Source organism: Pseudoalteromonas sp. CO325X (assembly GCF_004208955.1).
Taxonomy (GTDB): domain Bacteria; phylum Pseudomonadota; class Gammaproteobacteria; order Enterobacterales; family Alteromonadaceae; genus Pseudoalteromonas; species Pseudoalteromonas ruthenica.
This window is the reverse complement of the sequence record NZ_SGPG01000014.1, coordinates 416,805-435,354: the sequence shown is the minus strand read 5'-3', so window position 1 is coordinate 435,354 and position 18,550 is coordinate 416,805. Positions and strand designations below refer to the sequence as shown.

At 47.2% G+C, this 18,550-nt stretch carries 16 protein-coding genes; 9 read left to right on the top strand and 7 right to left on the bottom strand.

The genetic code is table 11. The features are described 5' to 3' along the window. Window positions 1–392: 392 nt before the first annotated feature. Window positions 393–956 carry a uracil-DNA glycosylase family protein gene (locus EXT46_RS07315; RefSeq protein WP_045980032.1) on the top strand — a complete coding sequence of 188 codons (564 nt, stop codon included), beginning with the start codon at window positions 393–395 and terminating at the stop codon, window positions 954–956. Here the strand turns inward: EXT46_RS07315 and EXT46_RS07310 are convergent. Further along, entirely contained in the window at window positions 948–1,436 is a 489-nt protein-coding gene (locus tag EXT46_RS07310; RefSeq protein WP_130146307.1) for a MarR family transcriptional regulator, read from the bottom strand. The genes EXT46_RS07315 and EXT46_RS07310 overlap by 9 nt on opposite strands. A gap of 77 nt (window positions 1,437–1,513) precedes the next feature. Between EXT46_RS07310 and EXT46_RS07305 the strand changes: the two genes are divergently transcribed. Both EXT46_RS07305 and EXT46_RS07300 read left to right on the top strand, forming a co-directional pair. Next, window positions 1,514–2,488 (top strand): catalase family peroxidase, encoded by a 975-nt coding sequence (locus EXT46_RS07305; RefSeq protein ID WP_130146305.1) that lies wholly within the window; start codon window positions 1,514–1,516, stop codon window positions 2,486–2,488. Beyond that, entirely contained in the window at window positions 2,481–3,008 is a 528-nt protein-coding gene (locus EXT46_RS07300) for a cytochrome b (protein WP_130146303.1), read from the top strand. Before EXT46_RS07305 ends, EXT46_RS07300 begins: the two co-directional genes overlap by 8 nt. 6 nt (window positions 3,009–3,014) lie before the next feature. Here the strand turns inward: EXT46_RS07300 and EXT46_RS07295 are convergent, their stop codons facing one another. From EXT46_RS07295 to EXT46_RS07285, 3 genes are all read right to left on the bottom strand, one after another. After that, complete coding sequence (locus tag EXT46_RS07295; protein ID WP_022943509.1) at window positions 3,015–3,485, bottom strand: RES family NAD+ phosphorylase; 471 nt, start codon at window positions 3,483–3,485, stop codon at window positions 3,015–3,017. After that, window positions 3,482–3,925 (bottom strand): antitoxin Xre/MbcA/ParS toxin-binding domain-containing protein, encoded by a 444-nt coding sequence (locus tag EXT46_RS07290; protein ID WP_022943508.1) that lies wholly within the window; start codon window positions 3,923–3,925, stop codon window positions 3,482–3,484. The genes EXT46_RS07295 and EXT46_RS07290 overlap by 4 nt, the downstream gene beginning before the upstream one ends. A 163-nt stretch (window positions 3,926–4,088) precedes the next feature. Beyond that, complete coding sequence (locus EXT46_RS07285; RefSeq protein WP_130146301.1) at window positions 4,089–4,943, bottom strand: carboxylate/amino acid/amine transporter; 855 nt, start codon at window positions 4,941–4,943, stop codon at window positions 4,089–4,091. Window positions 4,944–5,195: 252 nt separating this feature from the next. On the opposite strand from EXT46_RS07285, the gene EXT46_RS07280 reads away from it, so the two are divergent. Continuing rightward, window positions 5,196–6,248, top strand: coding sequence for an efflux RND transporter periplasmic adaptor subunit (locus EXT46_RS07280; RefSeq protein WP_240701100.1), 1,053 nt, complete (start codon window positions 5,196–5,198; stop codon window positions 6,246–6,248). Next, window positions 6,248–8,656, top strand: coding sequence for an efflux RND transporter permease subunit (locus tag EXT46_RS07275; protein ID WP_240701099.1), 2,409 nt, complete (start codon window positions 6,248–6,250; stop codon window positions 8,654–8,656). The genes EXT46_RS07280 and EXT46_RS07275 overlap by 1 nt, the downstream gene beginning before the upstream one ends. A gap of 144 nt (window positions 8,657–8,800) precedes the next feature. On the opposite strand, the gene EXT46_RS07270 is transcribed toward EXT46_RS07275, so the two are convergent. Beyond that, window positions 8,801–11,776, bottom strand: a complete 2,976-nt coding sequence (locus tag EXT46_RS07270; protein WP_049586311.1) for a Tn3 family transposase — start codon at window positions 11,774–11,776, stop codon at window positions 8,801–8,803. Between the two features lie 234 nt (window positions 11,777–12,010). Further along, on the bottom strand, window positions 12,011–12,952 hold the full coding sequence (locus EXT46_RS07265; RefSeq protein WP_053909437.1) for a site-specific integrase: 942 nt from the start codon (window positions 12,950–12,952) through the stop codon (window positions 12,011–12,013). A 176-nt stretch (window positions 12,953–13,128) separates the two neighbouring features. On the opposite strand from EXT46_RS07265, the gene EXT46_RS07260 reads away from it, so the two are divergent. Continuing rightward, complete coding sequence (locus EXT46_RS07260) at window positions 13,129–14,082, top strand: DNA-binding protein (RefSeq protein WP_130146299.1); 954 nt, start codon at window positions 13,129–13,131, stop codon at window positions 14,080–14,082. A gap of 25 nt (window positions 14,083–14,107) precedes the next feature. Here EXT46_RS07260 and EXT46_RS07255 read toward each other — a convergent pair whose 3' ends face one another. Then, entirely contained in the window at window positions 14,108–15,319 is a 1,212-nt protein-coding gene (locus EXT46_RS07255; RefSeq protein ID WP_130146297.1) for an IS256 family transposase, read from the bottom strand. Between the two features lie 193 nt (window positions 15,320–15,512). On the opposite strand from EXT46_RS07255, the gene EXT46_RS07250 reads away from it, so the two are divergent. The 3 genes from EXT46_RS07250 (at window position 15,513) to EXT46_RS07240 (ending at window position 18,536) form a co-directional block, all read left to right on the top strand. Then, window positions 15,513–15,878, top strand: a complete 366-nt coding sequence (locus EXT46_RS07250) for a hypothetical protein (RefSeq protein WP_106646697.1) — start codon at window positions 15,513–15,515, stop codon at window positions 15,876–15,878. Between the two features lie 98 nt (window positions 15,879–15,976). Continuing rightward, the gene (locus EXT46_RS07245; protein ID WP_045980007.1) at window positions 15,977–17,209 is read left to right on the top strand and encodes a TolC family protein; all 1,233 of its coding nucleotides are present in this window, start codon (window positions 15,977–15,979) and stop codon (window positions 17,207–17,209) included. Window positions 17,210–17,225: 16 nt separating this feature from the next. After that, entirely contained in the window at window positions 17,226–18,536 is a 1,311-nt protein-coding gene (locus EXT46_RS07240; RefSeq protein ID WP_045980006.1) for an efflux RND transporter periplasmic adaptor subunit, read from the top strand. Window positions 18,537–18,550 lie beyond the last annotated feature (14 nt).

The window sequence follows — 18,550 nt, the reverse complement described above, 5'->3', positions numbered from 1 at the left end:
TTAATGCGCTACAAGCAACAATAGCTAAACCTGCTGTTATTTTTAAAGTCTTCATATAAATCCTTATAAAGGTTCAGCATACATCCTGTAAGTACTAATAATTACTTACACTTCTAACCTTAATTACCTAGAGATGTTAATATAATGCGGTGCTTTTTTGTTTTCAACAAGGCTTGTTTTCTTTTTGTTAGCATTTGAGTTGTACTTACAAGTGCTCTTGGTCACTGATACCTATCGTTTGTATCGTTATAGTTTTCTCTAAAAATATATAAGTATTATAATACTTTAAATTATCTATATTAACTGAATTAGGACTCGGTAAAGTGTAAAGGGGGTTGCCACAATATGTGGTTAGCCCTTAGGCTAAGCAAAAACAATATACCTAAGTGAAGATGCAACTAGCAGATAAGATTCGTGCATGCACTTTATGTGCCGAGCATTTGCCTTTGGCGCCTAAGCCTATTATTCAACTTGATAGTGAGGCACCTATTCTAATTGCTGGTCAAGCACCCGGAGTGCGAGCTCACCAGGCTGGCAAACCGTTTGCCGACGCCAGTGGCGATCGCCTCAGGCAATGGTTAGGAGTCAATGAGCAGCAATTTTATAACCCGCGCTTATTCGCTATCGCGCCGATGGGGTTTTGCTATCCTGGCACCGCTCAGCACGGAGATTTAGCCCCGCGAGAGGAGTGCGCTGTAACATGGCGAGAGCAGGTGTTAGCTGCCTTACCTAAGCGGCAGTTGACTCTCGTCCTTGGTCAGTATGCAATGGCTTATCATCTACCCAAACGTTATAAAACGCTCACCGCTGCGGTGCAAGACTGGCACAGTTACTGGCCACACACCTTAGTATTACCTCACCCAAGCCCTCGTAATAATCGCTGGTTCAAGCGTAACCCGTGGTTCGAACAAGAAATACTGCCGCATCTGCAACAGCGAGTGGCCGATTTACTCTAAGCCCGCTTGCTGTAAATAGGCTTGTAAACCCGATAGCAGCTGCTGATGCTGCTCAGGGCTGAGCCCAGCTAACAGTGCTTGCTGGGTTTCTACATGAGCCTGGATCACTTCTTTACTAAGTGCTAAACCTTGCTCTGTAAGCTGAACCCAACATATCCGCTTATCCTGTTGATCTTGCGATCTAGTGATCAGCTGCTGTTTTTGCAGCTGGTTTAGGCGGCTGGTCATACTGCCCGAGGTCACCAGCATTTGCGCTAACAGTTGATTGGGCGTGAGCCGATAAGGCGGGCCTGAGCGCCTTAACGTCGCAAGCACATCAAAGCCTGCTTCGGAAAGCCCGTAGCGGCGAAATGTTTTGCTCATTGCTAAGGTCATATGCTTGTGGGCGATTTGCAAACGACTAATTAATGCCATGGTGGCAGTATCTAATTGTGGCATCTCCCGAGCCCACAGCGCTTGTATATTATCTAAATTTTGCATTTTTAGTGAACCAAAACGGCATTTCATACATATTATCTTTAATTCAAGATATGTCTGTAACAAGGGGAAAGCAAATTATGAGGTCAGGTTATTTATGGGCGGCGTTGCTGTTCGCGCCATTGTTGCATGCCGGTGATAAAGTATCGGCACAGCAGTTTGTGGATTTGCAACAAGGGGATTCAGTTCATCCGGGCTTTCGCCGAGCCCATGCTAAAGGGATCTGTGTGCAAGGCGAGTTCCGTAATAATGGCGCACTCGCGCAATATTCTTCGGCCCAGATATTTGCCACTTCGGTGACACCGTTTGTGGGTCGCTTTTCGCTTGCTGGCAATAACCCGACCGCACCGGATTTAAAGGCGCCAGTGCGCAGTTTGGCGTTGAGCTTCGCGACCAGCGCTAGCGAGCAGTGGCGCATTGCCATGAATACTCCGCCGGTGATGGCGGTGAGCAATCCCCAGGATTTTTATCAGCAGCTTGTGGCTATTAAATCGGGCCCTGAGGCTATTCAAGCCTTTTTCGCCAAGCACCCCGAAAGTGCTGATTTCTTAGCGTGGAAAGATAGCTACCAACCCAGTGGCAGCTTCGCAGCCGAGACCTATCACAGCATCAATGCGTTTTATTTAGTCGATGACAACGAGCAGCGCCAGCCTGTGCGTTGGCATATGCAACCGACGGTGTCAGTCACCGATGATGGGCTGAGTGGGCCTAACGCATTACATCAAGAGCTTAAGGCGCGGTTAGCAAAACAACCGGTGGTATTTGACTGGTTATTTACCTTGGCTAGCGCCCAAGACGACGAGCGTAATCCGGCAATTCAGTGGCCAGCAGAGCGTCAGCGTATTAACGCTGGGAAAATAGTGATCGCTCAGTGGCAAGCGCAGCAGGACGGGGCGTGTCACAGCATCAACTTTGACCCTTTGGTGCTGCCATCGGGTATCTCGCCCACCGCAGATGCCATTCTTCGGGCGCGCTCGGCCGCTTATGCGGAGTCGTACCGCCGCCGGGCTGTGGAGCAATTGCGTGGTCAAGCAAAGGAGCTAAGCAATGACTAACGTGGCACGATTTACTCTTTCTATGCGTTTATTGCATTGGGCGATGGCGTTATTAATCATTGCCATGTTAGCAGCGGGTTTAGTCATGGTGCGCTCGCTTGAACCATGGCAGTATGAGCTGCTGTGGCTGCATAAAAGTTTTGGCATAGCGGCTGCACTACTGGTGTTGGTGCGCTTGTTAATTCGCTGGCGCAGCATAGTACCGGCTTTACCCAGTGATTTACCTTTTTGGCAAGGCTGCGCGGCTAAGGCGTCTCATTGGCTGTTGTATACGCTAATGGTGTTAATGCCACTATCAGGGCTATTGATGCAGTATTTTGCAGCGCGTCCTGTGAGTGTATTCGATGTAGTGCGCTTGCCGGCGGCGTTAACGGTGGATATTGAACTTTTTTCCTTGTTTCGAGAGCTGCATGGCTGGGCCGCATGGGGATTTATAGGGCTGGTGATAATGCATATCGCAGCGGCGCTATACCACCATTACTACCGCCGAGATGACGTGCTGCGTAGTATGTGGAAGTAAGTGTTATTAGCCCCGAGCGAGCAGCCTCGGGTCAAAGCGAAAGGGCAGGGCCTCAATATTGGGCTCTGCTTTAACAAAAGCAGGGTGGCTTGGGTTAAGTAAATAATTATACTCTCGAGGGACTATGGTCGAGGGCACGCTCAATGCCAAGCTGGCTTGAGTTTGTAACCACTGATCGCCAATCAGTGCCGTTTCTTCCGGGGCCGGACTCTCTTGCCAGTTTTCAGGCCAATCTTGCTCGTCAAGGGTGAGCACATCACGGCGTGCAAAGCTAATTTTAAATAGCCTGTAGTCGCTGAGAATGGCACTGTGATTAAGGTGTACCAGAATCTCTAGAATCGCCAGTGACTCGCTGGCGGCGAGGTAAACACAGCGTTGTCCGGGACTATTCCAGCGCCCGCCAAATAACCGCGCCCCTTCGCCATCAAAGGCCTTGTCCGCCCACTTTTTCTTAACAATACGGTAGCCACTTATCACGCAAATACACCGTGTTCCATGCGCCCGATAAGGTTAATCACCGCTTCTGACTCGGCCATGGTTGCCAGCATATCCAACGGCCGTTTTTGCCCTAGGCCGCGATTCGCTGTGGTTAACCATGTGCGGGTGGCATCACCATCGCCTTCGAACAGGTCGAGCGCCGCCTTATACACTTCGGCAAAGCGATACAAGCGGTCGCTTTCTTGCTTATTAAAAAGCCCCGACTTGGCTCTGCGCCTTAGGGTTGCGGGGGCAATAACGGCTGATTGGGCAATGGTGCTTTTATCCACCCCTGATAGTTTGGCTAAGCGGTCATAGATATCAAATGACAATCCTTGTTCTAACGCTTGATATAAACGCTCGCCACGCGCTGGCATGCCAAGCTGCTGCCAAAATCCATCCGGGTGCTTTTGTGGCTTAAAGGATGCAATTGCATTCATGATTTTCTCCACCAAATGATTATTACAAAGTATATCACTTGATAGTAAAAGTGATAGTGTTAATTATGCTATTGGCCTCTATCGAGCAAGAGCAGGGCGAACGGTCAAAATGTACAGTTATCGCCGGGCGATGAAGAGGGCGTAACCCCTCTTGCTGTTATTGTTATTTACCTCGGCTCAGGTACTTCTCGTTAACCACCAGTGCGGCCATGATGATAGCGCCGCCAATACTTAAACGCAGCACATCGGCATCGCGGTTCCAAATGAGCACGTTAACGAGGATCCCCGCAGGAATAAGGAGGTTATTCATCACCGCCAAAGTGCCAACATTGACCTGGGTTGCGCCTTTATTCCACGCGAAATAGCCCAGCCCGGAAGCAATAAGCCCTAAATAAATCAATACGCCCCATTGTGTGGGTGTACTTGGGAGATTAGCGGTATTGGCAAAAAGAGCGAAACAGCTTAACGCGACCACCAATGCACCCATAAAAAAGCAAGCGAATACATGATGTTGAGAAAGGTGCTGATGCTTGAGCATCAGTCGTTTATATAACACTTGGCCGCTGGCAAAGCACAGGTTTGCAGCTTGGACGATAGCAAAGCCAATCATAAAGCCTTGGTTGATACCGTCGTAACGAATGGCTACCGCACCAATAATGGCCAATAACGCAGCGCAGAAAAAGCCAAGATTAAAGTGGCGATTTAGTGCGTCATTGAGCAGGGTAACATACAGGGGAGTCATCACCGTAAATAGCAGCACCTCGGGGACGCTGAGGTATAAAAAAGAGTGATAGTAAAAGCCATACATCAGCCCCAGCTGAATGCCACCAATGGCCATCAGCCGCCAGGTTAACGACAGGCTTAACTGGCTAATCTTCAAAAATGGTAGTAGCACCAGGGTCGCCAGCGCGATACGGGTTAACACCGAGAGCCAGGGGTCTACTTGCCCGGCTAAATAGACGCCAATGAGGCTAAATGAAAATGCCCAAAGCAGGGTGGTTGCGAGCAAATAACTCATACACATCAATACAACTTAGAAACGAATTCCCCCATTATGACGCCTGCACAGGTATGAGCCAATTATCAATACCTTCGCCGCTATTGAGTTGTTCGTGTAAGCGCCTACCGCAATAAATAGAAATGATTTTTATTTGTTATAACCTCTAGCGCTCAAGAAAAGGTCGCTATATTTGCCTTTTCGTCATTATTAGCAAAGCTTTTAGCTGAGCGTTACGTAAAGCCAGTAAAAGTGTGAGTAAAAGGAATGAAGATGATCAGAGCATGGTGCATCTGTTTGCTACTAATAAGCGGCTGTCTATCTGCGCAAACGGCAGTGAACGTGGTTGTTAAAGAGGTCAATACGCAATCTATCGAGCGTACCCTGGCGTTGACAGGGACCTTGCGTGCGGCGCGTCATGCGCAACTGTCGAGCCTAAGTGACGGGGTGGTTACGCAAATCCATGCCCAGGCTGGTGATGAGGTTGCAAAAGGCGCACGCCTGCTATCTTTGGATGCGGCATTGGTGCAGGCGCAGTTACAGGCATTAACGGGCGCCAAGCGACGCGCTCGTATTGCTGTTGATGACGTCCAGCGCCGCTTTAACGAGGCCCAATCGTTATCGCAACAAGCTTTGATGGCAGCTACGGAGCTGGCCGATAGGCAAGCCGCATTGCAAAGCGCCAAGGCTTCGTTGACAGAAGCACAGGCCAACGAACGCTACCACAAAGAATTGCTGGCGCGTCAGCAACTGCACGCCCCCTTTTCCGGTGTGGTAGCTGAGCGTTTTGTTGATGTTGGGGAGTGGGTGACCCGTGGTCAAGCGGTGTTTGAGCTCGTTAGTAGCGAACAACTATGGCTGGATTTGCATATGCCTCAGGAGCATTTTGGCGCTATCGATCTTGCTAAGCAAGTTCGTTTTGAAGTGCCAGGGAAAGCGTCAAGGGGGTTTACAGCTAAGGTTATTGCCAAAGTACCAGTGATAGACAGCGCCAGTCGCAGCTTTTTATTGCGCTTAGCCGTACCACCCCAAGCAGGGCTGCAAGTGGGGTTATCGGCAAGCGCAGAGATTGTGCTAAACAAAACCGATGAGCAAAGTGTTGTCGTGCCTACTGATGCCTTACTGCGCCATCCAGATGGCGGCTACAGTGTGTTTGTTATCAGCGCCGATAAAGCACAGCGGCGTTTTGTGCGCATTGGCGAGCGGATTAACGGCCATATTGAAGTGCTTAGTGGCCTTGAACCAGGCATGAAAGTAGTTACCCAAGGCAATGAATTATTACGCCAAGGGCAAGCGGTCACTGTTGTTCAAGCGAGGGAGCAATAATGTTAGCGGCGTCAGTAAAGCATGCGACTTTGGTCGCCGTTGCCGTGCTCATCTGCGTGATTTTGGGCGTGGTCGCGGCTTTTAAAATACCCGTGCAGATGATCCCTGATCTTGAAGTGCGCACCATTACTGTGGTTACCAACTGGCCTGGAGCAACACCACAAGATGTAGAAAAAGAAATTCTTATTGAGCAAGAACGCTATTTACGATCGTTGGCAAACTTAAAAAGAATGTCTAGTTATGCCAATACCGGTGAGGCAGAAATTGAACTGGAATTCCCATTTGGTGTGGACGTCAACGAGGCGCTGATCAACGTCAGTAACGCGCTATCTCAGGTGCCTAATTATCCAGAGAACGTCGACCAACCGGTATTGTACAGTAGTTCGTTTTCAGCTAATGCGTTTATGTTTTTTACCCTCAAACCACAGCCTGGCAACCCGCTCAATATAGATGTTGATATGTTGCGTGATTATGCCGAAGACTTTGTGCGCCCAGAAATGGAGCGAGTCAGTGGTGTTTCCCAGGTAAATGTACGTGGTGGGGCCTTGTATCAAGTACAAATACTTATCGACCAACAGCAGCTTGCGAGTCGTAACATCAGCCTGGTGGCGGTGCGTGATGCTATTCGCAGCCGCAATCGCGACGCCTCGGCGGGCGATATCGACGGTGGTAAGCGACGTTATTTGCTACGCATGGTTGGGCGCTTTGAATCGGCCCAGGCGTTAGCGGAGCTGGTGATAGCTCAGCGTGATAACACTACGATTCGCCTTAAGGATGTGGCCACTATTAAGCTCGACCATTATGAGCTACGTGATATTGATTATAACGATGGCGAGCGTGCCCTGATGCTTTCGGTACGTCGTGAAAGTGGCTCCAATGTTATGGCTATTAAAGAGCAAATGATGCAGGTCGTTGAGCGCATCAACCAAGATATGTTGGCCAACAATGGTTTGCAATTAACCTTGCTGAGTGACGATGTGCGCTATGTTAGAGGCTCAGTAGAAAATGTATGGACGAACTTGGCCTTAGGCGCACTGCTGGCAACACTGGTGATGTTTTGGTTCTTGAAAAGCCCACGCTCGACGTTAATTGGTGTGCTAGGCATCCCGATATGTACCATCGCCGCATTCTTAGGATTACTGTTATTTGAGCGCACCATCAACGTTATTTCTCTTGCCGGGGTGGCATTTGCCATAGGTATGACCGTGGATAATACCATTGTTGTGCTGGAGAATATTGAACAAGCTCGTCGGCGTGGCCTCGATAAGATCAACGCGGCAATAGCCGGAGTGCAAGAAGTGTGGCCGGCGGTGGTGGCTTCAACCTTGACTACGGTGTTAGTGTTTGCGCCGATTTTATTTATCCGCCAAGAAGCTGGGCAGTTGTATTCTGACGTGGCCATCGCAATTTCTGCAGCGATTATAGCGTCAATGCTTGTGGCGCTGATGGTTGTTCCCGCTGCATGTGCAAGGTTTACGCAGCACAGTGCGCAACGCGGTGAGAATCTGGCCAAACCCATGGCACTGCCACGGGCCATAGTGACTATGCTCGCGCATCCTACTCAGCGCCGACTGTGTATCGTCATAGGCGTATTCGCGCTGCTTGGCGGAGCTTGGCTGCTAATGCCCAAAGCGGAGTATTTACCCGAAGGGGAAGAGCCCAAGGCTTTTTCCATGATGATTGCACCGCCGGGTTACAACCTCAGTCATATGCAGAAAATTAGCGATGAGCTGCTGCCCTACTTTAACCGCCATCTTAATGACGATGGTACTGCTTACAACGCCGGGGAAACGGCTATGCCGCCGCTAAAGTATTACTCCATGTCGGTGGGGGTAGGCAGTATTTGGTTTTTAAGTGAACCTAAAGACCCGCAACATATTGAGGCCATGATGGCGGCCATCACCGATAAATTCAAAAGCTACCCAGGAATGCGCGCTTTTTCCTCGCGGGGCTCAATTATATCCAGCAATGATGGTGGCACCCGCGCTGTGGCTATTGATATTAGTGGCCCCGATCAAACGGCGTTGTATCGCGCTGCCGATGCCGTGTATCGCCTTGCCAGTGAGGTGTTTGACAACCCCCAAGTTGACTCCGAGCCGTCATCGTTGACCCTGGACCAACCGCTTATTGAAATCAAACCACGCTGGCAGCGCCTCGCTGAGGTGGGTGTAAGCGCCGAGGAACTCGGTTATACCGTGGCCGCGCTGAGTGACGGTGCCTATGTTGATGAATTGATCCTTGATGACGATAAGGTCGATGTGTTTCTTTTCTCCGAGGCCGGCAATCGCCAAAGTTTGGCGCAGTTAGCCCAATCACCGGTAGTGACACCACAAGGGATACTGCCATTGAATGCCTTGGCGGATTTAGAGGTACGGCCACGATTCGTAACAAATCGACCAATAAAATAATTAACCACTTGAATTAAAAGAAAAATTCAAGTCAAACTGTTGATTTTGCTTTGCGAAGTTATCAGATAAGTCTATTTGAAGTTTTCCATTTAATATATTTACCGACGCTGTATACAACAAAATGTAAAATCTCGTCCAACCGTATTACTGCGGGCTTTGGCTTTTTATGATGTCAAGTTTGTAGTTTAGGGGCTTTCGCTTTTTACTTAAATCGAGATGGTAATCGCCGAAGCGATTAATATGCTCAGTTCGATATGGCGAAAGAAACTTCAACACCTCTTCTGAAATTGGCATTTGACGTTGTTTCAATTGCGACAGAACTTCTGTCATGGATTGAACGTTATGCAAAATAACCAGATTAGCCACAAGCTGATTATACTTAATGACCTTCCGCTGTTCATGTCGCACATTTTCCGCAATAATACCGTCACCCCCAAAGAACAACCACTTGGTGAAGTTATTGAACTCTTCACTTTTATTGGTAGCAGAATGAATGGTGCGCCTGAGCTCCACATCGCTAATGTACTTCAGTAAGAATATAGTTCGTATCGCTCTACCCAACTCACGAAAGGCAAAATACAGTCGGTTTTTACGGCTGTAAGTTCCCAAACGTTTTAAAATTGTAGACGGTGATATTTTTCCTGCCTGAATAGACAGTGCCACACGTAACATATCGGGCAGGTGTCGTTCAATCAATGACCAATTGATATTACCTCGGAACAAACGGTTTATATGCTTGTACTTGGTTCGACCGTCAGCTTTGTAAAATACCAGCTTCTTGATGTTTCGTATTCGGGGCATCAAGTCAATACCTAGCAAATGAGCCAGGCCAAAAACGGTTGTGCTTTGAGCTTGAGTGTCTCCATGGATCACATCCGGCTGTATGTCCGATTCATTCTTAATGAGGCCATCAAGGATGTAGATAGCTTCATAAACGCCACACGGAATGAAGTGGCTGAATAAAGCTATGTAAGTGTCCGAGACGTGATAATAACCTATACCGCCATACCCCCCATAACGGATATGATACTCTGATAATAGGTTCTGTTCGTACACGTTCCACTTGGTACCATCAGCTGATGCTGATTTACCTGATCCCCAGAAGGATGGCAGCTCAAACTTGTTATAAGCATTCACGGTTTTTACAATAGCTTTTTCAAGTTTCTCTTCAGTGACATACTTTAAATTCAGCCAAGCAACTTGCTTACGGCTTAAGGTCTTGATTGAGCGAGCTGTTTGAGTTGGCCCAAGATTGCAGCCATAACAAAAAAGGGTCGATATAAAGCGTTTACGAGGATTATCAAGTTTGCTTTCAAATCCAGATACAGGCTTAAACAATTTGTGGGCGTCCAGCCATTGCTCGGATTCTACCAGAATATCGACAATGCTCTTTTCCTCAAGAGAGTCCCGTAAGGCTTCATCAAGCTTCTTGAGTTGTTGGGGCTCAGGGATATTCTGATGTCTTCTAATCACAAGCTGATCATTATTGAAATCAAGAAACTCATTGGATTGAAATTGCTCGTCCACCTGAGTTGATAATTCGCTGAGAGTTTTCTTTAATTCAGTTGCAAAGGTTTTGCTATCCTTTGAAAAACCTAGCATGTCAGTATATTCAGATAAACCTTGCTCGTATTCATCCCAACTGATTAGTTCTTTGCGATAATCTGAATGTTCCAGGCTGTAACGAATGAATAAATCACCTGAGCTGAGTTCATTCTTGATCCGAGACAGAACACACAACTCAAAGTATTTACGGTTGACCGTTTTCGTGTCTGCGTTGAATATCAGCTTCTTCCATTTATCGTTCACCCAGGGCTGCGCGACAAACTCCTCATAGTGACCCAGTTCCTGCTTGTGGGTATTTCGATACTCCAGAATGGTTTCTAGCGCCAGTAGAATCGAGCTATCTTCAGATGATGACCCTAACTCTAAAAGCTCCAAACAGTTCAGAAGCTGGGCACGTTGCGGTTTATACAATTTAAGCATAAAGGGATAATAATTATTTCCAGCATAGGCTAAGTGCTCTTCACACTCAGCTAATAGTATCGCTGGCTCTTCGCTCATGGCGTTTCGAATATCCGACAGTGATGGCGGTACGCCAGCTTCATTATCACCATAAGTTTTTAAGACATTACGAAACTGGCTGATAAGTTTTTCCGTTCGCTGTGTATGCTCCTGATGGTATTCCATCAGTCGGGTCTCCGCAGATTGGTGCAACTTATTCAATTTTCGTTTAAAGATACCCGCCACGTCGTCTAAGGATTGACTTAATTTTGATTGGATCATCAACACCATCAGTGTGTAACGTTTGGCCTGCTTCATTTCTTTTAAGTGAAAAGCATCCAATGAACGAGCCTCTAAAGTGAAATGATGTTTCTTCGTTAACGGTAGGAACTCCATATTTGGTAAGCGTTCGACTAGGCCTTGTAACCATTGTAAATGTTGAAGGTAGCTTTTGACTTCTTTATTCGTGGGTTTTTTAACTTCTCGTTTAATCGAGTCCCAGCGTGTTTTACTTCCAGAGCTATTAAGCATTCTATCCAACTCAGCTGTCAGCTCATGATTCAGCTTTCTATGCGTTTGCTTGAAATAGGCATCGTTGACTTGCTTTTTAGCTGATTTAGCGTATTTTACCAGAGTTGAGAAGCCGGGTAATTCATAGCGCTGTTTAACCAACCCTTCAATGACTATATTGATAATATCAGCGATTTCATGCTTTTTCTCAGATGCTTCGGATGACAGCTTATGAAGCAATAATGTTGTTTTATCATTGCTTTCAATTAGCTTAATGTCTAGATACCTTCTCACTAAAGCCTTTAACCGGGTTCGACTTCCACCTCTATCGAACCGTGATAAGTACTTTCTCGGAGCGCTCCTCATTTTCATCTGCTCAGAAATATGACTAATAATCTTGTTAGGGATGTCAGGAGACTTGAGAAAATACCCCAAACGCTGAGTTAATTTAATATGGACTAACAGGGCAAGCTGATCCAATTTGCGCCGGCGCTGCTGGCGAACATAGGCAATATCCTCGGGGGTGGGTGTATATACAGACTGTAATTCAGACTGACTCATGTTAGGTTTAATGCGCGGGTAAGCGGTTTCATTGATTGTTGTCATAGAGATATAAATACCAGCGACGGATCTCGAGGCCAGCTAGGAGGTCTGATTATTTGGTTACATTACAAAATGTTCGACTGTTTAGCTCAGCCACAATCACCTTGCAGTTTATCTAAAGTAATTTTAGTGCTGAGAAGTTTATTAAACTTGCGCAAGACGTTTAGTGTCCAAGTTCAATCTATACTGAATTCATGCTTAAAACTCATGATGAAGTGGCCCAGTCACTGTACTGCATTATTTTAGCTGTTCAATAAAGTGTTGCTGAATCTTATGCGATGAACCAATGTAACGAAGCGCCGTTTTTGGATCTTTCCAACCTACATATTCCATAAGCTCTTTAAGGCTCCAGCCATTACTGTCGGCCCAGGATGCGAACCCCCGTCGTAACGAATGACTACTAAAGGCATCAGGGTGTAATAGTCCAGCACCACTTGCACACTCTCGAACAATATTAATGATTGTATTGGATGTCATGCTCTTATGATTAAAATGTCCCCAGCGGTCGATCCCTACAAATAGCGGTCCTTTGCTTAATTCAGCGGCCGTAACCCAGTCCTGATAAGCAGTGACAGGGCAGAGTTTTTGCAAAGCTGGAACTTTATAGGTCACCCCTTTATTATCCCTATCGCCTTTCGTAGTAGGAAAATACAGTGACATTCCCTTGTTGGGGATCATGGTCACGTACTCAACATGGATATTAGTGAGCTCATCTGCTCGAAAAGCACGCCAGAACCCGAGTAGCAGAATGGCTTTATTTCGAATGAGTCTCAAGCCTTTCCTATAATCCTTTGACTCCTTTATCGACTCCTCAAGCCACTGAATAATGATTTTCAATTCTTCTAATTGGAGAGGCCGAGCCTGCTTGGTTTGGTATGCATGCGTTGCTCGGATACCTTTCATTACTTTTTTTACTAATGGTGCTTTCGTAGGATCTGGAAAACCGTATTCATGATGCCATTTTGCAAGTACGGCCAACCGGTGTGCTAAGGTGCTTGAAGTCAGCTTATCAGCGTAGTGACTGAGATACTGTGCAATCGCAGTTGGAGTGGCAGGTAAGAGTCCCCCCCAGTGACGCTCATAGTGTTCAATGGCGGTACGGTAACTGCGTACCGTATTTTCGCGAGTGGCTGCGTTGACGTAAAAACTCACTAAATCAATATTTTTAGAATCGGGCATATATGCGTGTTATGTACGACTTTATCTCATCATATCGTCCAAAAATGTCTATCACAATAGATAATCTACTATTATCTAAAATGAATTTTCGAAAGCTATAGACACGTAGATGACACAGTAATAATATGTATATACATATTATGTATTACATTACAAAATAATCAGAGACTTAAAAAATGGCGCGCACAGGCATCTCTCAATTTGACGTTGAAAAAGCATATAAATCATTGACTTCACAGGGTGTAAATAACCCATCAATTGATGCAATACGAGCTGAGCTGGGTAACACTGGCTCCAAAACCACCATCTCAAAATACCTCAAAGACATTAAAAAGACCCGTACTAACGGTACACTCACCGAGGTCAAAGTCTCCGACGCCATTGGGCACCTGGTAAGCCAGCTTGCTGCCAGGCTCAACGCTGAAGCGAATAAAACCATTGAAGACATGGAGCAAGCCTTTGATAAAGAGCGTAAGTCTTGGAATCAAGAAAAGTCAGGACTTGAGGAGTCGTTAAGCCAAGCCACAGAGCAAAATAAAGCTCTAAGTGATAACATTCACTCACTACAGGCGAAGCTCAATACTGCCAGCCGTGAGAGTGAGCAACTGAACACTGAGTTGCAAGGTATTCAAAGTGACTTGAAAGAACTTACAGCTGTTTGTGGACAAAAAGATGAACGAATTATCGATCTGGAGAAGAGTCTGCAACACAGTTATGACAACTTGAGCCACTTCCGCGAATCCGCTAAAGAACAGCGTGATCAACAAGAGCGCAAGCACGCTGAAGAAGTGTCGGGATTGCGAGCAGAGCAGCGAAAGCTGGGGCAAACCATTGCCTCTCAACAGTCAGAACTCACGCAGTTGAACCGTCAGAACGCTGAGCTAATCACCGAAAAGCGGTTGTTGGCCAAGTCACAGCGCGAACTTCAAAACTCATTAAAAGCGTTAACTGAACAGGTGCAGTCAGCCAGTACTGACAGAGAGGAGCTACTAGCGCAACTTGATGCTATAACCAAAGAAAACAATGAGCTAAACACTTCCGTTGTTCAGCTAGAGCATGAGGTTGAGGAATTGAAATCGCCCGAGAAACTCGCAAAAAAACAGGAAGTAGCCAAGTCTAAGAGACTGTAAGAACTTCTGTGTAAGTGGCTGTTAATCATAGTGATACACGGTCACTGTACATAATCATAAACTGACTCATGGCCGCTTTCCAGTCTCTAATTGGCATTGTCCATTTCTTCGATATCTGGTGAAGCGCCAGATACAGTATTTTCATCACTGAGTCGTCAGTCGGGAACGACCGTCTGGTCTTGGTTATTTTCCGCAGGCTGGCATTTAGAGATTCGATAGCATTAGTGGTGTAAATGACCTTACGGATTTCTGGCGGATAGTCGAAGAAGACGCTCAGACGTTCCCAGTTATTGCGCCAGGACAGGCTAATTGTTGGATGTTGGTCATCCCATTTTTCAGCGAACTCAGCCAAAGCCAGTTCCGCTTCGGCCAGTGTGGCTGCACCGTAGATTCGTTTCAGGTCAGCGGCAATGACCTTACGTTGTTTCCAGTTCACATAGCGCAGAGAATGACGAATTTGATGCACGATACACAGTTGCACTTGTGTTTTCGGGTAAACCGCTTCGATGGCTTCAGGGAAGCCTTTCAGGCCATCGCAGCAAGCAATGAAGATATCCTGCACGCCACGGTTCTTAAGTTCGTTCATCACAGACAACCAGAACTTAGCGCCTTCGGTTTGAGCCATCCACAAGCCTAACAGCTCCTTTTCACCATCAGTGTTGATACCGAGCGCCAGGTAAACCGATTTGTTCTGTACCGCACCAGAATCGCGGCTACGTACCACCAAACAATCAAGGTAAACGACGGGATAAAGCGCATCCAGTGGGCGTTGCTGCCACTGCTTTACTTCATCCATCACTTCAGTGGTAACTTGAGAGATAAAGGTTGGTGATACTTCCACACCATAAGATTCCTCGAAGTGCGCCTGGATATCACGGGTTGTCATGCCCCGTGCATACAACGAGATAATCCGGTTATCAAAACCGTTGAGCTGCTTCTCGCCCTTTTTAATAAGCTTGGGTTCGAAACTACCGCTGCGGTCACGAGGGATATCCAGATCGATTTCGCCGTGAACGGAGCGCACCTTTTTACTGGATTTACCGTTTCTGGAGTTGCCGGAATTCCTGCCTTCCGATGCATTTTTAGCGTAACCAAGATGTTGTTCCATCTCGGCGTTCAACGCTCGCTCGGCAACCTTTTTGGTGAGCTGTTTAAGTAATCCGGCTTCGCCGAGGATGTCTTCGGGGGAATCACAGCCTTCTAAAAGCTGATCGATAAGTTTGTCTGATATTGGCATTCTGCATTTCCTTTCAACAGGTTAAGAATGCCACTTACACAGATATTTTTACACTCTCAAGTCTAAAAGCTAGCCTTTAAGCACAAAGCTGTGTAATAGTTGGTTAGTATCCACTTATCTTTTGTGAACTAACTGATAATCTGCTAGTCTACTGCCCTGCATTTATGAGAACGAGTAGAGACTCTTTTTTACCGTGAACCGTCAACTTTTAACTTTCGCTCTAGCCATATTGATTGCCCTGCAATCGGTAGTTGCTGTGGCGGACGTTCATCAGTTTCATCAATCCGGTTCTGAGCATCTTACTTTTGATCACGAGCATCAAAAAGCTCACTCTTCTCCAATACCAGATGATGACAAGCGTTGGTTAGAATCAGAAAAGAGCAAAAGCTACCAGCTTGATTGCCACCATTGTTGTCACTGTCATGGCTCATCACACCCTTTCTTTCTGGGTCGCCAAGATATCTCTGCTTCTCTTTATCAAAAGGGTGCTATTTTAGGCAACCCTTCCCATTACCGTTCCCATATAGCCTTCCCTGATAATCCCCCTCCGATCAGTTAAATACAGTACAAATAAACTTTTATTCTGAGGTATAGCGTTGTGCAAATGCCAACCCAGCTGTACCTGATGTACTTTGATTTTAATTGTGAGGAAATTTCATGAAGAAACTATCCGTTTCTTATGCGATGTGTGCCGTTATTTATTTGCTGTCGGCTTCGGCGCAAGCGCAACCCGTTGATTGGGAGCGCTGGCTGGCATCACAGATAAAGCAGCACCCAGACATCATCGCGGCCCGCGAGCAACTGCAAGGCTCGGAAGCTACTGCGGACGCAGCGGAACAGCCACTTTACAACCCGGAGTTATCTTCTGAGCTGGAACAGGTTGGTGAAGAAAATAACTACCGTGTAGGTGTTTCTCAAACGGTTGACTGGTGGGATAGACGAGGTGCTAAACAGCAGCAAGCGGCTTTTATCCGACAAGCAGCCAAAGCCCAGTATCAGCAACAGGTTATGAGTAAGACTGCTGAGGCTCTATCAGCATTGGTTGAGTGGCGTGCCAGTAATGAAGCCGCCATTATTGCTCAGGCACAAAAAGAGCAGCTTAATGCATTATTGCAAGTGGCTGAAAAGCGCCAAAAAGCAGGGGATATAGGCACTATTGATGCTGAACTCACCTTTCTATCTTTATCAAAACAGCTGGCACAGGTCGCTGAGCTTGAAGTCGCTTTGCAAAAAGCAGAAAGCAGAGTGCGCGAACTTTTGCCACAGTGGACTCCTGAAAAAGGAGGCATTCCCGAAGATTTCTGGCCTTCGGAGCCAGTGTCCATTACTGACCAGGAGTTGTTACAACATCCCTATGTTGCCAGCGCTCAGGCTCGCTGGAAGTCCATCAAGGAAGAGGCCGTAGCAACCCGCCGCGCAGCCAAAGCAGAGCCGACCTTTGGAGTCAATGCTGGTCGCGACGGTGGAGAAAATACTGTCGGCCTGACCTTCTCGATTCCTTTGAATGTACGTAATGACTACAGTGCCGAAACTCGTGTGGCTAATCGTGCAGCACTAGAAGCAGAGGCCCGATTCTTGGCCGTTTATCGCAATCTACGGTTTGACTGGCAGGCTGCACAAGCTGCCTGGAAACGTTATGACGAGCAATACCGACGCTGGCTCGAGCTAGCTCGTGGCAGAGTTGAAAATAGTGCTGACTTGTTGGAACGCCAGTGGCGAAGCGGCGACCTATCAACAACTGACTACCTGCTCGCTCTCAACCAGCGTTCGGAGAGCCTGCTGGCAGGAATCTCACTCGAAAAGCACACACAACTTGCGTTAACCGAAGTGTTGCTGCACTCCGGCCAGCTCAGAGCTGTTGCACCAACTGCGACTAAGCCACTGAATTAAAGATAGGATAATGAACATGAATAGATTATTGATAGCGATGCTAAGCGCCGCAATGACTGCACCAAGCATAGGGCTTGCAGAAACGATGAGTGGTGAGGCGCACGAACATGATAAGAGCAAGCCTGCTCAAGAGGTTATTGAGCATAAGGATGATGCGTCTCACAAGGAGCACCCATCAAATGCCACGGATGAACATGAGCGTCATGGTGATACAAAACATGGGTCTAGCGATAGTTCCCACAATGAAAGTCATGATGATGCGGGACACAGCGAAAGTAATACTGAAGAAGATGGACATGGGCATCAAGAAGAAGCTTCTGCCACTACGGCACTAAATGCTACTCAAATGACGATTGCTGATATCCAGGTTGCTCCTCTCACTGCCGAGCGCGTTGATTATGAGTTCTACGCACCAGGGGAAGTTCTTTCTAATGGATACACTAGCTACATAGTGTCACCGCGAGTAGCTTCCGTTGTATTACGTCGTCACGTAGCATTGGGCGCTCATGTCGAACAAGGTCAGCCACTGGTAACCCTGTTCAGTGAGGATGTGGCGCAGGCCCAGGCAGACTATCGCACCGCTTGGCCTGAATGGGAAAGAGTCCGCAAGCTCGGTCGCAAAACCGTTGGAGAGCAGCGTTATATCCAGGCCAAAACCAGCTGGGAGGCTGCTCGGGCAACGTTGCAGGCCTATGGGTTAGCTGAGTCAGATTTGCAGTCTCTGGCATCGCAAGATATTAAGGCATTGGGCGAATATACCCTACGTGCCGAAACCGATGGTTCTGTGTTATCTGACGACTTCGAGCAGGGGCAGCGCGTCGAAGCTGGTTCTCCTCTGATCAAGCTGGCCAATGAGAAGCAGCTCTGGGTCGAAGCACACCTTCCAGCAGATCAGTCTATATCACTTCCGCTCGGTACATTGGCTGACATTGTGGCTGGTGATATCCGAATTCAAGGCAAGGTATCCCAAGAAGCACATACCATAAACCCCGTTACACGAACCCGAACAGTGCGCTTATTGGTGGACAACCTGGAGCATAGGCTGCATCCGGGACAGTTTGCAGAGGTCTTCTTCCGTTTTCGTACAGAAGAGCCGGTATTGGCTGTGCCAGAGTCAGCACTGATGCGAAATCCCGATGGAGACTGGGCAATTTTTGTAGAAGAGAGTCCAGGGCAGTTTCGCTCTCAAGAAGTTGAACTAAAGCGAGCACTAGGTTCGTTGCGTGAAATTAACGGCATTGTTCCCGGAACACGTATTGTTACCGACGGTGCCTTTTTTGTTGCTTCACAAATCGCCAAAGGCGGTTTTGATCCGCATAACCACTAAGCATTAAGGAGACT

Bases quoted from the DNA above. Each gene is read 5' to 3' on its own strand.
- EXT46_RS07240 (WP_045980006.1), top strand. From the start codon at position 17,226: ATGAATAGATTATTGATAGCGATGCTAAGCGCCGCAATGACTGCACCA.
- EXT46_RS07315 (WP_045980032.1), top strand. From the start codon at position 393: ATGCAACTAGCAGATAAGATTCGTGCATGCACTTTATGTGCCGAGCAT.
- EXT46_RS07285 (WP_130146301.1), bottom strand. From the start codon at position 4,943: ATGAGTTATTTGCTCGCAACCACCCTGCTTTGGGCATTTTCATTTAGC.
- EXT46_RS07270 (WP_049586311.1), bottom strand. From the start codon at position 11,776: ATGACAACAATCAATGAAACCGCTTACCCGCGCATTAAACCTAACATG.
- EXT46_RS07310 (WP_130146307.1), bottom strand. From the start codon at position 1,436: ATGCAAAATTTAGATAATATACAAGCGCTGTGGGCTCGGGAGATGCCA.
- EXT46_RS07275 (WP_240701099.1), top strand. From the start codon at position 6,248: ATGTTAGCGGCGTCAGTAAAGCATGCGACTTTGGTCGCCGTTGCCGTG.
- EXT46_RS07245 (WP_045980007.1), top strand. From the start codon at position 15,977: ATGAAGAAACTATCCGTTTCTTATGCGATGTGTGCCGTTATTTATTTG.
- EXT46_RS07260 (WP_130146299.1), top strand. From the start codon at position 13,129: ATGGCGCGCACAGGCATCTCTCAATTTGACGTTGAAAAAGCATATAAA.
- EXT46_RS07265 (WP_053909437.1), bottom strand. From the start codon at position 12,952: ATGCCCGATTCTAAAAATATTGATTTAGTGAGTTTTTACGTCAACGCA.
- EXT46_RS07255 (WP_130146297.1), bottom strand. From the start codon at position 15,319: ATGCCAATATCAGACAAACTTATCGATCAGCTTTTAGAAGGCTGTGAT.
- EXT46_RS07280 (WP_240701100.1), top strand. From the start codon at position 5,196: ATGATCAGAGCATGGTGCATCTGTTTGCTACTAATAAGCGGCTGTCTA.
- EXT46_RS07305 (WP_130146305.1), top strand. From the start codon at position 1,514: ATGAGGTCAGGTTATTTATGGGCGGCGTTGCTGTTCGCGCCATTGTTG.
- EXT46_RS07290 (WP_022943508.1), bottom strand. From the start codon at position 3,925: ATGAATGCAATTGCATCCTTTAAGCCACAAAAGCACCCGGATGGATTT.
- EXT46_RS07300 (WP_130146303.1), top strand. From the start codon at position 2,481: ATGACTAACGTGGCACGATTTACTCTTTCTATGCGTTTATTGCATTGG.